A 14,044-nucleotide genomic window follows, 5' to 3' on the forward strand; every position below is an offset into this window, starting at 1 on the left:
GTTCAGTGGTCGCCGCCGCGAAGCTGGTCGACGGCGTGCCGCAGGATCGGCCCGAGCACCGCCAGACCGTCCCGGGCGCCGCCGCGTGAACCGGGCAGGTTGACCACGAGCGTCCGGCCGGCCACCCCGGCCAGGCCCCGGGACAGCGCCGCCGTCGGCACCGTGTCGCGGCTGTGCGCGCGGATCGCCTCGGCGATGCCGGGGATCTCGTAGTCGAGCAGCGTGCGGGTCACGTCGGGTGTGCGGTCGGTCGGGGTGATGCCGGTGCCGCCGCTGGTCAGCACCACGTCGACGCCGTCGGCGCGGGCCGCGCGCAGGGCGTCGCCGACCGGTTCGCCGTCCGGCACCACCACCGGCGCGTCGACCTCGCACCCCAGCTCCCGCAGCCCGGTCACGAGCAGCGGGCCGCTGGTGTCCTCGTAGACCCCGGCGGCGGCCCGGTTCGAGGCCACGATCACCCGGGCCCGGATCACGGCCGGTCCTCCGGCCGGACCCACTCGCCGGTCTTGCCGCCCTCCTTGCGGAGCACCCGGACGGCGTCCACCGACGCGGCCGGGTCGACCGCCTTCACCATGTCGACAAGCGCCAGCCCGGCGACCGCCACCGCGGTCAGCGCCTCCATCTCGACGCCCGTGCGGTCGGCCGTCTTCGCGGTTGCGGTGATCTCCACCGTGTCGGCGGTGAGGTCGAGGTCGACTGTGACGCCGTGCAGCGCGATCGGGTGGCAGAGCGGGATCAGGTCGGGGGTGCGCTTGGCGCCCATGATGCCGGCGAGCCGGCCGACGGCGAGCGCGTCGCCCTTGGGCAGGCCGTCGCGGCGCAGCAACTCCACCACCTCGGCGGTGGTGCGGAGGCGGCCGGCGGCGACCGCGAGCCGGCCCGAGACCGGCTTGGCGGAGACGTCGACCATCCGGGCCGCACCGGCCGGGTCGACGTGGGTGAGCTGCGCGGGTTCGGTCACGGCCCGACCCTATCCGCCGGGTACGACGGCGTGGGTGCTCCGGCCGGCGGCGGGGAGGAACGTCGTGTCGGGTGCCGGTGCACGACGCTCCTCCCTCACCTGCCCACCGCCGATTCGCTGGGGGGAACTGACGGTGGGGGCCTCGTTCGGCCGGGTCCGCTCTGGCGGTGAACCCTCCCCGTGGCCGATGCCCCGGGACGCTAACGAACGCCGCGATAAGAAATCGATAAGCCGGTTCAGGCAGGGGTCTCGGCGAGCTGTCGGCGCAGGTCGTGGCGCTCGGGCGCACCCATCCGCTCGAAGATCGCCAACGCGCGCTGCCGGTACCGTCGTGCCTGCGCCGGCTGCTTCTCCGCCAGGTGTCCGGCCAGGCCGTCGAGGGCGCGGGCCTGCTCGTAGGGATGGCCGATCCGAGTGGCGATGGCGAGTGCCTCCTCGAAGACGGCCACCGCCTCGGCGGCTCGCCCCGTGGCTCCCAGGGTGACGGCCAGCTCGTTTCGTGCCCGAGCCTGGACGTCCCGCTCGCCGGACGCGGCGGCGGCCTCGATGGCGGCTTCGTGATGCCGCAGCGCGTCGTCGTAGCGGCCGAGTTGCCGGTAGGTGCCGGCGAGGTCGCTGAGCGTCTCGGCACGGCCGAAGCCATTGCCGGTGCGATCCCGGAGCGCGAGCGAGGCTCGGAGCAGGCGCTCCGCCGCGGCGTTCTGTCCCAGGCGGTATCTGAGGCCACCGAGATGCCCCAGTGCGTTCGACATGTGGAACGGATCCTGCTTGATCCGGGCGGCGAAGAGGTGCAGCCGATGAACCGCCATCGACTCGGCGTAACGACCGAGGTGGCGCAAGGTGAGGCCGAGGTTCGGCAGGACCGGAAGGGTGTCCAGCGCGTAGCTGCGCAACGTCATGCGATTGGCTTCGAGCGACTGGTGGAGTCGCCCGGTCAGCCAGTGCACGGCGCCGAGGTTGAACCGTGCCCGCTGCGCGCCCGATTCGTCACCGAGCCCGGTGAGGATCGACACGACCTCGTGCAGGTGTGTCGAGGCGTCCTGGTAGGCGCCGGTGCGTACGCACGCCGAGGCGAGATAGTTGTGCATGAGGGCCACGGCGTGCCGGTCCCCGCACCGCTGGGCGGCGGCGAGACCCACCGCGTGCGTGGCCGATATGTCGTCGAAGTAACCGCGGATGTAGAAGAACCGCCAACCGGCGCGAGCCAGGCGCCATGCCATCGGTTCATGGCCCTGGTCAGCCGCCTGACGGACGAAGGCGTCCAGGTTCGACCGCTGTTCCTCCAGCCAGTCCAGGTCGCGGTCGACGCGTCCGGCGAGCAGATCCGGTCGAAGCGGTTCTCCGAGCCGCAGGTGCTGCGCGAGCACCCGGCCGTCCTCGATCGACGCGGACGCCCGCACCACCGAGTGCAACACGTGATCCAGCAGCTTCCGGATCGCCGGTCGTCCGGTCGTCGGCTCGTCCTCCTGCCGGGCCAGTTCGGCGGCGTAACGCCTCATCAGGTCGTGCAGGCGGTACCGGCCGGCCGAGGTCTCCTGCACAAGGTGGCGGTCCACCAGTTCGTCGAGGACGTCCGCCGCGTCCCGCAGGGGCAGGTCGGTGAGGGCGGCGACCATGGCGGTGTCGAGGTGGTTCCCGGCCGCCAGCCCGAAGGATCGGAAGGCTTTCCGGCACGCCTCGTCGAGCGGCTCGTACGACTCGGCGAACGCCTCCATCACGCTTCGCGCCTCGGCACGGAGACCGGGGAGGAAGATCGACCTGTGGCTCAGCCTGTCGACGAGGTCGGAGATCCGCCAGTCGGGCCGATGTGCCAGCCGGGTGCCGGCCAGTCTGACGGCGAGCGGGAGGCAGCCGCAGATGTCGACAAGTTGTCGCGCGGCCTTCGGCTCGGCCGCCACCCGGCCGCTCCCGATGAGGGTGGCGAGCAGTTCGAGCGCCTCGGCCTCGGTGAGGACGGCGAGGGACACCGGCGGTCGTTCGGTGAGTGCCAGCAGGCGCCGCCGGCTGGTGACGAGGACGACTGCCGATCCGGAGACGGGTAGCAGCGGCTCGACCTGCCGGCTGTCGGCGGCGTTGTCGAGCACCACCAGCACCGAACGCGCGGCCAGTTCGCGCCGCCACATCTCCTGCCGGTCGGGCAGTTCCAGCGGTATCCGGCCGGTCGGCACACCCAGTTGGCGAAGCAGCGTGTCCAAGGCCGCCGCAGGCCGCATCCGCGTTCGCACGCTGTGTCCCCGAAGGTCGACGAAGAGTTGCCCGTCCGGGAAGCGCTCGGTCGACCGGGCGGCCACGTGCAGGGCGAGAGTGGTCTTGCCGCAGCCCGCCATGCCGTCGATCACGCGAATCGTCGGGCCGGAGCCGGGCGCCTCGCGCACTTCGCGCAACAATCGATCGACCATTTCCTCCCGGCCGACGAAATCCATCACTGTCCGGGGCAACCAATTGCGCTTATGCGCAGCACTCCGGATCGCTTCCACCTCGTGCGCCGATTCCGGAATCCGGCGTCGGGCCCGGGCCGCGACCATACGAAGTCGCTCCATCTCCGCGCTCGGTGGCACGCCGAGCTGGTCGGACAACGCCTCGCGAGTGGCGCGGTGGACGGCGAGGGCGCCTCCCGGGTCACCCGCCTGGATGAACGCGCGCATCAGGAGACACTGCGCCCGCTCGCGCAGCGGCTGATGCGAGACGTGGTCACGCAGTAACGACACCGCTGATTCGGGGCGCCCGAGGCTGAGATACGCCTCGGCCAACAGTTCCAGCGCCGCCTGGTGTTCCTCACTCACGGCCTCGCGCTGAACGGCGAGCGCCGGCCCCAGCGCCAAGCCGGCGAGCAGCGGGGCCGACGCGTCGACCACCTCGACGAGCACGGGGGCCGCCTGCGCGGCCTCCCCGTCGCGCATCAGATCCCGGGCACGGCGCAAGTGGAAGCTCAATCGATGAAGATCGATCAGACTTGCATCGACGAGGAGTCGGTAACCGCCGGACTCCCGGACGATCCTCGGCGCGTCGCCCACACCCGGGTCGAGGCTCCGACGCAGATTGGCGGCGTAGGTCCGGACGTTCGCGACAGCCGACCGAGGCGGCGCGTCCGGCCACAGCTCGTCCACCAGATGGTGCAGCGTGACCAACTGGTTGGCCCGTACGGCGAGTAGCGCGAACACCAACTGCTGCTTGGGGGTTCCAAGCGGAAGGTCCACGTCGCCGAGCCGTACCGCCAGACCCCCGAGTACCCGGATTTCCACGCCGCTGTTCCAGCCTCGGCCGGCAACCTGCCCACCTTCAGCGACAGCGTAATCGATTCGTCACAAAGGCGTCGCCCCGGCTCAGACGCCGGGCGGACGGACGGTCGGCGCACTCGTCCGACACGGCTGCCGAAGTGGCCCGAAGCACGGTTGTAATGTTTCGCCGCCGACGCGACGCTACTGACGGACTGAGCGGTCCCGCGCTATTCGATGCATTCAGCGACGGCGCGGGTACCCAAAGGAGACAGCCTGGCTTCGCTCTGCGAGCAGGTCATGGACAGAACGTCATTTAAGCTGCAATAGTTACTTATATTGCGCATACCGACATTAATTCTTTCAGACTCACTCGAATATCCCCTAACCTGCCCTCAGTCAGCAAGGCGCGGAAACGCACCGAGAAGGCACACGGCAGCCGGCGGCAATGCGCGGCAGCGGATCGAAGTAACGACTTCGGTCCGTGACCATTCCGCCCCGGAGCGATATTTGAGGAGGGCAGCACAATGCGCAGCACCGAATGGGGATGAGTTTCCCGGACCCGGGTGAAGCGGTAGGCTGCCGCTCATCGCATACCGACGGTGAGCGGCGGGTGACGCGGGTTGAGCCGAACCACGGAAAGCCGGACGGCTGTCGGCCCGCACCTGCGCGGGATCATCTACACGTTGGTCGCGGGGGCGACGATCGTCGCCCTCACCGCGATCCACTCCGCCCGTACGCAACCCCCCGACTCCGCACGTGACTTCGTCACCGTCATCGCACTCGTCGTCACGGTGACGCTGGCCACCGTCATCAAGACCCGTCTGCGGATCCGCTCCACCACCTTCTACTTCGCCTGGGTCGAGACCGCGATCGTCATCGGCCTCGCCGTCGCTCCACCCTCGTGGGTCGTCCTGGCCACCGGGATCGGCGTGGCGTGCGGATCAGTCACCCGCCTGGCACCCATCAAGGTGGCATTCGCCATCGCGAAGCACACCCTGGTGGCCGGCGGAGCCACTGTCGCCACCCTGTTGCTGGGAAGCGCCTGGCCCCCTCGGGAGCCACTCGGCATCGTCCTGCTGCTGGGGTTCGTCTACCTGGTGGCCGCAGTCCTCGACGACGTCCTCGCGATCCCGGTCATCGCGCTCGCCTCCCGCACGCCGATCCTCCAGCAGTTCCGCGACGACCTCGACCTGCGGATCGCCGGATTCGGCCTGCGCTTCCTGGTGGCCGCCAGCACCGTACTCATCCTGCGGGTCGACCCCCGCCTGTTGCCCGCCGTACCCGCGCTGGTACTCAGCCTGCACCTGGCCTACTCCAGCCGGATCCGCACCCGCACCGAGCAGCAGGCATGGCAGCGCCTGGCCCGCGCCACCGACGCCCTCAACGTGGTCGACCTCGACCAGGTGCTCACCACAGCGGTCACCGAGGCCAGCGAACTCTTCTCCGCCGACGAGGTCGAGATCGAACTGCGCGACGGCGGACGCACCATCCGGGGCAACGGCACGGACATCGCCTACGACGGAACAGCCCCCCGGCCCAGCGCCGTCGACGGTCAGATCATGCCGGTCGTGCTGGAGGGCCACGACCGCACCGACGACGTCGGCGTGCTGCGGCTGCGGTTCGCCGGCCCGGTCGAGCTCTCCGAACGCGAGCAGTACACCCTGCGTACCTTCGCCTCCGCCCTCTGCACCGCGGTCCGCAACGCCCAGGCGTACGCCGAACTCGCCCGCATCGCCGAGGACCACGCCTACGCCGCCACCCACGACGCCCTCACCGGCCTGTCCAACCGGCGGCACCTGCTCGACGAGGGCAGCGCCCAGCTCACCAGCCGGCACGCCGACGGCGTCACCGCCCTGGTGCTGATCGACCTCAACCACTTCAAGGAAGTCAACGACACCCTCGGGCACGGCGCCGGCGACCAGGTGCTGATCCAGGTCGCCGAACGCCTCCGCGGTGCCGCGCGCCCCGACGACCTGGTCGCCCGCCTCGGCGGCGACGAGTTCGCCGTACTCCTGCGCGGCCTGCCCGCCCCCGCCGTCGCCGCCCACCGCGCCGAGGCCCTGCTCGCGGCGCTGCACGACCCGCTCGACCTAGACGGCATGCGGATCAGCGTGGAAGCCAGCGGCGGCATCGCCGTCGCCCCCGCCACCGGCGGCATGGCCGAACTGCTGCGCCGCGCCGACGTGGCCATGTACCAGGCCAAACGCGCCGGCCAACGCGTCGCCACCTACGCGCCGGCCCGCGACACCGCCGACCTGAGCCGGCTCACCCTCGGCGGCGAACTGCCCCGAGCCGTCGCCGACCACGAGTTCACCGTCAACTTCCAGCCCATCGTCGACCTCGGCAGCGGCGAGGTGATCGGCGCCGAGGCACTCGCCCGCTGGCACCACCCCACCCACGGGCTCATCGACCCGCTGCGCTTCCTCGAAGCCGTCGAACGATCCGGGCTCCTCCCCGCGTTCGCCGAGGCGATCCTCGACCAGGCCCTCATCGCCGCCGGTTCCTGGCGCGACGCCGGCTTCGACCTGCCCGTCTCGGTGAACGTGTCCCCGCGCAGCCTGCTCGACGCCCGCTTCCCCGGCGCCGTACTGGCCCGGCTCCGCGCCCACGACCTACCGCCGGACCGGCTCGTCCTGGAACTGACCGAGACGCTCACCCTCAGCCAGCTCGACGTCGTCGACCGCGTCCTCAGCCGGCTGCGGGACTCCGGCGTCCGGCTCGCGCTCGACGACTTCGGCACCGGATACTCGTCGCTCTCCCTGCTCTCCCGCATCCCCGTACACGAACTGAAGATCGACCGCAGCTTCGTCGGCGTCATGGAGACCGCGCCCGAAGCCGCCGCCGTCATCCGCTCCACCCTCGACCTCGGCCGCAGCCTCGACCTCACCGTCGTCGCCGAAGGCGTGGAGAGCGAACCGCAACGCCGCGCGCTCTGGGAACTCGGCTGCGCCGCCGGGCAGGGCCACCTGTTCGCCCGGCCACTGCCCGCCGCCGCCCTCCTCGCCGCCCTCCAACGCGGCCACGGCGGCCGGACCGGCGCGCTCGCACCCGCACTGCACGACACCGGCGCCGTCATCCGCCTCCCCGGCCGCCGCACCGGCCGCACCCGCCCGGCACCCCCCGCCGCCAGCGACGCCCGGCAACCCTGACCCGGCCGGGGCACCCCGCCGGTCTGCCACACTGGCCCGCGTGACCGCCCACGCCGACCCGGCAACCCCCGTCTCCCGCCGCTGGTCGGCACTCGACACCGCCGCCGGCGGCCTCGCCCTCGACCTGGGCCTCTACGCCGCCGCCACCGTCTTCGCCGCGATCACCGCCGCCACCTCCACGCTGCCGCCGCACCGCGCCTGGGGCGCCGTCGCCACCATCGGGTACGCCCTCGCCACGCTCGCCGCGACCACCCAACTGCTCGCCCGACGCCGCGACCCCGGCACGCCCCTGGCCGGCCTGCCCGCACGCTGGACCGTCGCCGGCCTCACCTGGGCCGCCACCGCGCTCCTGCCGATCGTCACGCAGAGCGTCGAACGCGCCGGCGGACGCACCGACCGCGCCCAGGAGGAGGTGATCGTCGTCGAACACGCCGGCGCCCGCCTCGCCGAACACGGCACCCCCTACCTCGGACCCGACGCCATCGCCGCCCTGCCCCCCGGCGAACAGCTCCTCGGCTACACCCCCTACCAGCCCGGCATGGCACTGTTCGGGCTGCCCCGCGCCGCCGTGGACGCCTGGTGGACCGACTCGCGCGTCTGGTTCGCCGTGGTCACCGCACTCACAGTCGTCGCCCTCGTCGCCACGCTGCGCACCGGCGGCGGCCCGGCCGCGCCCCGCCGCGACGCCGCCGTCCTGCGCGCCGTCCAGGCTGCCACCGTCCTGCCCGTCTGCGCGCTCACCCTCGCCACCGGCGGCGACGACCTCCCCGTACTCGCGCTCTGCCTCCTCGCCCTCGCACTCGCCGCCGCCGGCCGACCCGGCCGGGCCGGCCTCGCAGTCGGCGCCGCCGGCGCCCTGAAGCTCTTCGCCTGGCCGGTCGCCGTCGTGCTGATCGTCTGGGCCGCCACCCGCCGGGCCGCGCTCCGCACCGCCCTCGGCGCCATCGGCCTCCCCGTCCTCGCCCTGATCCCGGTACTCCTCGTCGACCGCGACGCCCTCGTCGAGAACGTGCTGCGGTTCCCGCTCGGCCACGGCCTCGTCACCAGCCCCGCCCAGTCACCGTTCCCGGGGCACCTCATCGCCGAGGCACTCCCGGCCGGCCGCGCCGTCGCCGCCGCGCTGCTCGTCGCCGCCGGACTGGCCATCGCCGTCCGGCTGCTGCGCCGCCCGCCCCGCACCGCCGCCGCCACGGCCCTCATCTGCGGGTACGGGCTGCTCGCCGCGATCCTGCTGATGCCCTCCACCCGCTTCGGGTACCTGCTCTACCCGGCCGCCCTGCTCGTCCTCGCCCCCGCACTGGCACTCACCCGACCGGACGACAGGGCGACATTCCCGGCAACCGCCCCGCGCGACCCGGCCGGAAGGCGTACACCTGAGGAATGACCACCTACCGCGACCGGGCCGAAGCGGGACGTGAACTCGCCGAGCGACTCACCGACCTCGCCGGCCGCCCCGACGTCATCGTCCTCGGCCTGGTCCGTGGCGGCGTACCCGTCGCCCGGGTGGTCGCCGACCGGCTCGGCGCACCACTGGACGTTCTCGTCGTCCGCAAGCTCGGCGTGCCCTGGGCACCCGAGGTCGCGTACGGCGCACTCGGCCCCGGCGGCGTCCAGGTCCTCAACGAGATGGTCGCCGGCCGGATCAGCGAGAACGACAGGGCCCAGGTCCGCCGCCGCGAACAGGCCGAACTGGAACGCCGCGAACAGCGCTACCGCGGCGGCCGCCCACCGCTCGACCTCACCGGCCGCACCGCCGTCATCGTCGACGACGGGCTCGCCACCGGCGCCACCGCCCGCGCCGCCGCCCAGGTCGCCCGCCACCTCGGCGCCGCCCGCGTCCTCGTCGCCGTCCCGGTCGGCTCCGAGCAGGCGTACGACATGCTCGCCGCCGAGGCCGACACGGTCGTGAGCTGCCAACTCCCACACGACTTCGCCGCCGTCGGCGCGTACTACGAGGACTTCCACGAGGTCTCCGACGACGAGGTCACGCAGGCGCTGACCGCCACTGCGTGAAAACACCCGGTACCGTCGTTGTCATGCAGATGACCTGTCCCAAGTGCCGCGGAGAAATGCGCCAGTACGAGCGCAGCGGAGTAGTCATCGACCAGTGCGGCGAATGCCGGGGCATCTTCCTCGACCGCGGCGAGCTGGAAAAGCTGTTCGATGCCGAGGCCAACTGGAACCAGCAGCACGGCGGCGCCCGGCAGGCCGCGCCCTCCGGAGCCGGCTACCCACCGCCCCCGCCGCCCCCGCCCGCCGCGCCGCACCAGCCCGGCTACGGCGCCGTCCCCCCGCCCCCTCCTCCGCCGCCGCCCGGCCACGGCTACGCGCAGCCCGCGTACGGCCACAGCCAGCAGCAGCACTACGGCTACCACGGCCACTACCGGCGCAAGAAGAAGCACGGCTTCCTCGGCGAACTGTTCGACTGACCGCCGAGCACGCGCACGCCGGGCCGGTGCACCGCATCGACCCGGCGCGCTCGTCGCCGTGCCGCGCCTGCCACACCGTGGCAGGCTGCTCGGCATGAGCCCGATCCGGCAGCACGAGGCGCTGGCCCAGGCGTACGACGGCATCACCGCCGTGGTCACCCCGCTCGACGACGCCGGCCTGCAACGGCCCACCCGGTGCCGCGGCTGGCTCGTCGCCGACCTGCTCTTCCACGTCCTCTGCGACGCCCAGCGCGCACTCGTCGCCCTGGCCAGCCCCGCACCCGGACCGGCCGACGTGGACGACGTCAGCTACTGGCGCGCGTTCACTCCCGGCGACGACGACGCGGCCGGCGGGCACGCCTGGTGGGCACGCCGCTCCGCCGCCGCCTTCGACCGGCCCACCGGCGTGGTCCGCCTCTGGGCCGACACCGCGCCCGCCGCCGTCCGCGCGGCCACCGCAGCCGACCCCGACGGGCACGTGACCACGCAGGGTCACGTGCTGCGCGTACCCCATCTGCTCGCCACCCTGACCACCGAGGCGGTCATCCATCACCTGGACCTGGTGGTGGACCTGCCGGACGCGCCGCGGCCGGCGACGGACCCGACGCGGGTCGCGGTGACCACGATGGACGGCCTGCTCAGCGACGACGCGGTACGGCCGGTCGGCTGGGACGACCACGACTACCTGTTGAAGGCCGCCGGGCGGGTGCCGCTCACCGACCGGGACCGGCTGGAGCTGGGCGAGGCCGCCGGCTGGTTCCCGCTGCTCGGCTGACGCCGCTCAGACGATCGCCATGTCCACGAAGCGCGACAGGTGCAGCTGGGCCGCTACCGTGACCGTGTCGGTAGGACCATTTCTGTGCTTTGCAACAATAAAGTCCGCTTCGCCCGCTCGCGGCGACTCCTTGTCGTAGTAGTCATCGCGGTGCAAAAGGATGACAACGTCTGCATCCTGCTCAATCGAGCCAGATTCACGCAAGTCGGACAATTGCGGTCGTTTGTCGGTGCGCTGCTCGGGGCCACGGTTCAGCTGGCTCACCGCGATCACCGGGCACTCGACCTCCTTGGCCAGCAGCTTCAGGCCACGCGACAGGTCCGCGACCTCCTGCTGCCGGCTCTCGGTGCGCTTCGGCGAGGTCATCAGCTGGAGGTAGTCGACGACGATCAGCTTCAGGTCGTGCTTCTGCTTGAGCCGCCGCGCCTTCGCCCGGATCTCCATCAGGTTCATGCTCGGCGTGTCGTCGACGAAGAGCGGCGCCTCGCTGATCTCACCCATGCAGCGGGCCAGCTTGGTCCAGTCGTCGTCGGAGAGCTGCCCGCTCCGCAGGACGTGCAGCGGAACACGCGCCTCGGCCGAGAGGAGTCGCATGACGATCTCGACCTTGCTCATTTCCAGCGAGAAGATCGCCGACGCTTGATTGGCTCGAATCGCCGCATTTCGGGCAAAGTCCATAGATGCGGTCGATTTGCCCAAGCCAGGCCTGCCGGCCACGATGATGAGTTGGCCGGCGTGCAGGCCGTTGAGCAGGCGGTCGAGGTCGGTGAACCCGGTCGGCACACCCGTCATCACCCCGCCCTGGGCGCCGACCGCCTCGATCTCGTCGAGCGTCGGCTGGAGCATGTCGGCCAGGACGGCGAAGTCTTCGCTGACGCGCTTCTCGGTGATCTCGTAGACGGCCTGCTGGGCGAGGTCGACGATGTCGTCGACGTCGCGGCTGCCGCTCGGGCCGGTGCCGTAGCCGAGCTGCACGATCCGGGTGCCGGCCTCGACCAGCCGGCGGAGCACTGCTCGTTCGCCGACGATGCGGGCGTAGTAGGCGGCGTTCGCGGCGGTGGGCACGCTGGCGATCAGCGTGTGCAGGTAGGGGGCGCCGCCGATCCGGGCGAGGTCGCCGGAGTCGGCGAGCGCGGCCGCCACGGTGATCGGGTCGGCGGGTTCGCCGCGACCGTAGATGTCCAGGATCGCGTCGAAGATGGTGGCGTGGACCGGGCGGTAGAAGTCGTTCGTCTTCAGGATCTCCACGACGTCCGCGATGGCGTCCTTGGACAGCAGCATGCCGCCGAGTACGCACTGCTCGGCGGCGACGTCCTGGGGTGGTGTCTTCTCGAACGCAGATTCGCGTGGCGGCGGCTCGGGCGATTGTCCCCCGGTCCGTTCCGCACGCGTCTCGTCGGTGACCGACACGGGTTCCCCCCTCGCTGCGTCGGATCGAGTCCAGCTCTATCGCCGGGGTATGACAACTCTCCGCCGACCCTCCGGTCGATCGGGGGTCATCGCCCGGCGGTCGGTGGACCACGATACGGAACCCGAGGTCAGCCGCTCAACAAGGCCGGTGGATGAGCCTCGGGACAACCTGTGGACGCCTGGGGACAGGCATGTGCGCAGGGTGTGCACAGGGGTGTGGAAAAGTGATGGGGAATTCCGGGCTTATCGCCTCTGACCTGGGCTTTTCCTATCCCCACCCTGTGGACGGAAGATTTCCGGCCAAGCTTTGTCGTCGTTCGTCCCGTACTATCGCTGCGAACGGCGACACCTGGGACAGCGGGTTTACTTTCGGGTTGAGAGAGGTCACGCTCCGGCCGTGAGACACCGGGACTGGGGAAGCGGGGAGGACAGCCCGCGCGAGCGACGACCGAGCGGTTCCTGGGATGAGCCCGCCGGGTCGCGCCGGGTCGACTCGTACGCGCCGGAGGGCCACCGCACGGCAAGCCGGCGGCGGGCGATCGAGCGCGGCCAGGACGAGCCGGTGGAGACGTACCTTCCGCGGTGGGCGCTGGAGTCCGGGGTGAGCCGGGCGGACGGCGGTGGCCGGCATGCCGCGCCCGACGACGAGGAGGTGGAGACGCCGTCCTCCGGTGGTGGTCGGCGGGCGGAGGCCGGCCGGCGGGATCTGCGCGCGATCGGCGCGGGTCCGTTGTCGGACCACACCGCCGAGTGGACGATGGACGCCCCGCAGGAGCGGGGGTACGTGGGTAACCGGCGGGCGGACGAGGACGACGAGCCGGTGTCGGGTGCGGCGCCTCGAAGCCGTCCGCGCCGGGCGGCGACGCGCCGGCCGCAGGTGATCTGGTCAGGGCTGCCGGAGTCGGCGGGTTCGGGCGAGGAGCCGGCCGGGCCGGACGGTGGACGGCCGGCGGGTCGGCGGCGTCGGTCGGCGCCGGGTTCCTCCTGGCCGCCGCCGGCGGCGTCGGACTCCACCTGGTCGCGTCCGGCGGCCTCGGACGGCGCGTGGTCGCGCTCGGCGACGGAGGCCGAGTGGCCGGCGGCGTCGGACGCGGGCCGGTCGCCGTCGAGCGTCACCGATTCGGAGCCTGCCTGGGGGCGGGCGACCGATTCGGAGCCGACCTGGTCACGGGCGGCGCCGGAGTCGGCGCGGCCGCAACCGGCGGCGGATCCGTGGCAGCGTCGGCGGGGTGCTGAGCGTGAGCCGGTGGATCCGCCCGCTGTCGACCCGTGGGACGCGTCGGGGGTGCACGCCTGGGACCGGCCGGTACCCGCGAGCCGCTGGGAGCGGGCGGAGAGCGGGTGGGACCGTACAGAGCACACGGGTGAGTGGGACCGGTTCACCGACACCGGTTTCCTGGAGCCGGTGCGGGACACGGACGACCGGTATACGGGGGCGGATCCGTGGGATCGTTCTGCGCCGCCGGTGCGGGAGGGCTGGGCGTCGCCGGCGCGGGCCGAGGCGTTCTGGTCGGGTACCCGGCTCTCGGGTGACGATCCGCGGTGGATGGAGACGCCGTCGACGGCTCCGCGTTCGCCGGCGGTGGCGTACTCGGCGCCGCGTCCGCGTGTCGTGCCTCGCCGTCGCCCGGTGGAGCCGGCGCCGTCGACGTTGCGGCGTGGGGTGGACTCGATCGGTGGCGGTTCGTGGGGTCGTCGGCTGGAGGACGACCTGCTGGACCCGGATCCGGGTGGTCCGTTGCGGCCGCTGGTCTACACGGTGGCCTGTTATCTGGTGCCGGCGGTGCTGCTCGTGCTCGGTCTGCTGTTCCTCAGTGGTCAGCCCCCGGCGGGGTGCGTCACGGACATCACCGGTGGGGGTTGTGACTCGCCGCGTGCGCACGCCCTGGAGTCGTTGGTGTCGGCGGCGCCGCGGTTCGGGTTGGCGATGGTGAGCAGTCTGGTGGTGGCGGTGCTGCTGCGGCAGGTCGGTACGACGTGGCGGTCGGCGACTGTGGCGCTGGCGGCCGCTGTGGTGGGTGGTGGCCTGTCCACGGTGGTGATCAGCGCGGTGACGGGCAATCCGCTCGGCTGACCGGCGGGGATGCGGAAAGGCCCGCACC

At 72.2% G+C, this 14,044-nt stretch carries 10 protein-coding genes; 6 read left to right on the forward strand and 4 right to left on the reverse strand.

Annotation, left to right across the window (positions count from 1 at the left end):
* Positions 1–2: 2 nt before the first annotated feature.
* The 3 genes from O7546_RS28650 to O7546_RS28660 form a co-directional block, all read right to left on the reverse strand.
* Positions 3–473 (reverse strand): MogA/MoaB family molybdenum cofactor biosynthesis protein, encoded by a 471-nt coding sequence (locus O7546_RS28650; RefSeq protein WP_194800310.1) that lies wholly within the window; start codon positions 471–473, stop codon positions 3–5.
* A complete protein-coding gene (moaC, locus tag O7546_RS28655; protein WP_013289345.1) occupies positions 470–961 on the reverse strand; it encodes a cyclic pyranopterin monophosphate synthase MoaC in 492 nt (163 codons plus the stop codon). The genes O7546_RS28650 and moaC overlap by 4 nt, the downstream gene beginning before the upstream one ends.
* 236 nt (positions 962–1,197) lie before the next feature.
* Complete coding sequence (locus O7546_RS28660) at positions 1,198–4,203, reverse strand: tetratricopeptide repeat protein (protein WP_281600253.1); 3,006 nt, start codon at positions 4,201–4,203, stop codon at positions 1,198–1,200.
* Between the two features lie 659 nt (positions 4,204–4,862).
* Here O7546_RS28660 and O7546_RS28665 point away from each other — a divergent pair.
* The 5 genes from O7546_RS28665 (at position 4,863) to O7546_RS28685 (ending at position 10,532) form a co-directional block, all read left to right on the forward strand.
* Complete coding sequence (locus tag O7546_RS28665) at positions 4,863–7,328, forward strand: bifunctional diguanylate cyclase/phosphodiesterase (RefSeq protein WP_194800430.1); 2,466 nt, start codon at positions 4,863–4,865, stop codon at positions 7,326–7,328.
* Positions 7,329–7,368: 40 nt separating this feature from the next.
* Entirely contained in the window at positions 7,369–8,712 is a 1,344-nt protein-coding gene (locus tag O7546_RS28670; protein ID WP_269697857.1) for a glycosyltransferase 87 family protein, read from the forward strand.
* A complete protein-coding gene (locus O7546_RS28675) occupies positions 8,709–9,341 on the forward strand; it encodes a phosphoribosyltransferase family protein (protein WP_194800307.1) in 633 nt (210 codons plus the stop codon). Before O7546_RS28670 ends, O7546_RS28675 begins: the two co-directional genes overlap by 4 nt.
* A 23-nt stretch (positions 9,342–9,364) precedes the next feature.
* Positions 9,365–9,757, forward strand: coding sequence for a zf-TFIIB domain-containing protein (locus O7546_RS28680; RefSeq protein WP_281600254.1), 393 nt, complete (start codon positions 9,365–9,367; stop codon positions 9,755–9,757).
* A 94-nt stretch (positions 9,758–9,851) separates the two neighbouring features.
* Positions 9,852–10,532, forward strand: coding sequence for a maleylpyruvate isomerase N-terminal domain-containing protein (locus tag O7546_RS28685; protein ID WP_194800306.1), 681 nt, complete (start codon positions 9,852–9,854; stop codon positions 10,530–10,532).
* 6 nt (positions 10,533–10,538) lie between these two features.
* Here O7546_RS28685 and dnaB read toward each other — a convergent pair whose 3' ends face one another.
* A complete protein-coding gene (gene dnaB, locus O7546_RS28690; RefSeq protein WP_194800305.1) occupies positions 10,539–11,942 on the reverse strand; it encodes a replicative DNA helicase in 1,404 nt (467 codons plus the stop codon).
* A gap of 397 nt (positions 11,943–12,339) precedes the next feature.
* On the opposite strand from dnaB, the gene O7546_RS28695 reads away from it, so the two are divergent.
* Complete coding sequence (locus O7546_RS28695) at positions 12,340–14,016, forward strand: hypothetical protein (RefSeq protein WP_194800304.1); 1,677 nt, start codon at positions 12,340–12,342, stop codon at positions 14,014–14,016.
* The last annotated feature ends 28 nt before the right edge of the window (positions 14,017–14,044 follow it).

Source organism: Micromonospora sp. WMMA1976 (assembly GCF_027497335.1).
Classification (GTDB): Bacteria; Actinomycetota; Actinomycetes; order Mycobacteriales; family Micromonosporaceae; genus Micromonospora; species Micromonospora aurantiaca.